This window comes from Heliobacterium chlorum (genome assembly GCF_014502795.1).
Classification (GTDB): Bacteria; Bacillota; Desulfitobacteriia; order Heliobacteriales; family Heliobacteriaceae; genus Heliobacterium; species Heliobacterium chlorum.
Genome location: NZ_JACVHF010000099.1, coordinates 1 through 1,193 on the forward strand (window position 1 = coordinate 1; position 1,193 = coordinate 1,193).

The following is a 1,193-nucleotide window of genomic DNA, read 5'->3' on the forward strand; positions in this document are numbered from 1 at the left end:
CCGGTTCCCATTCTAAAGTCGATGTGCTTGGAATCAGCCGTAGACGAATCTTAGCCGTACAGTCCAAGCGAACCAAGAGATTATCCATGGCCGCCTATCGAAAAGAGATCGCCGATATCCAAGCGACCATTAAAGAACACAACATTGATAAAGTAATTGATTTTGAGTTCTGGGTGTGGGTGGACCGACAGGGGTTTCGGAAGTGGAAGGTCACTGCGGACAGCGTATCGGAGGTGGCATAATGACCACGGTTCGGATCGCTGGATTCAATGACCTAAACACGTCCGACGCCGACGGAATAGCCTTCAGCATATTTTTTCAAGGATGCCATCGGCGGTGTCCTGGCTGCCACAACCCTGAGCTGCAATCTTTTGACGGTGGGGAAGAGATGGATATCGACGAGATTATCCAACGAATTCAAGTGAATCAGCGATTCTATGATGCTGTGGTCTTTGTGGGCGGAGAACCGATGGACCAGCCCGATGCGTTGAAGGTATTGTTGGCGGCAGTCAAATACATTGGGTTGAGAACATGGCTATACACCGGCCACAACGTCCTCTCAATTTCCGACGACATTATCGACCTATGCGACGTCATCATTGCCGGGGAATACCGTCAGGACTTACACACTGGCGGATTCCCGGCCAGTTCCAACCAAATTGTACTCGATCGACGGAAGGAGAAGGTGGCTTGAAAATATCCCTGACGTTTGAACCAGGGTTCGATACGCTCTATCAGAAGTTTGCGAAAGACCCTGTTGGACTGAAGATGTTGGAACTGGAAGGTATTAGCCCCAATAAGGTCGATGTGGGGCAAATGTCTCACGATTACTTCACCAAGCGTCTAGCAGATGCCAGTGTTGATCAGAACGCCAACTCCAATGAGGAGCTGTCAGCCAACAACTATCAAGCGGAAGTAACCAAAGGCATCTTGAAGCTGGAAGGGTACTATCTGCTCTGGAGGTACAGCAAGAAACGTTTCGGGCTTCACCGGGCTAATAAGCTAATATCGGCCATATGGCGAGGTGAGTTATATTTCCACGATAGCTCTGGGCAAGGGATTCAGATTCCGTACTGCTTCGCTTTTTCCACGGCGAACTTGATGGTTGAAGGTCGCCCATATGGGCAACTGCGGAGTCTGCCGCCCAAACGCTCGGACAGTTTTATGGCTCAAGTGACCGAGGTAGTGATGGA

Annotated in this window: 3 protein-coding genes; all 3 read left to right on the plus strand. The window is 50.1% G+C overall.

The annotated features are described in order from the left end of the window. A partial coding sequence (locus H1S01_RS20240) for a Holliday junction resolvase (protein ID WP_188042164.1) occupies window positions 1–242 on the plus strand: 242 nt, incomplete at its 5' end. Next, the gene (locus H1S01_RS20245) at window positions 242–694 is read left to right on the plus strand and encodes a 4Fe-4S single cluster domain-containing protein (RefSeq protein WP_188042165.1); all 453 of its coding nucleotides are present in this window, start codon (window positions 242–244) and stop codon (window positions 692–694) included. The genes H1S01_RS20240 and H1S01_RS20245, both read left to right, overlap by 1 nt. Further along, window positions 691–1,193: anaerobic ribonucleoside-triphosphate reductase (gene nrdD / locus H1S01_RS20250; RefSeq protein WP_279287054.1), on the plus strand; the 503-nt coding region annotated here is incomplete at its 3' end. The genes H1S01_RS20245 and nrdD, both read left to right, overlap by 4 nt.

Coding starts and splice junctions, on each gene's coding strand:
- H1S01_RS20245 (WP_188042165.1), top strand. CDS start 242: ATGACCACGGTTCGGATCGCTGGATTCAATGACCTAAACACGTCCGAC.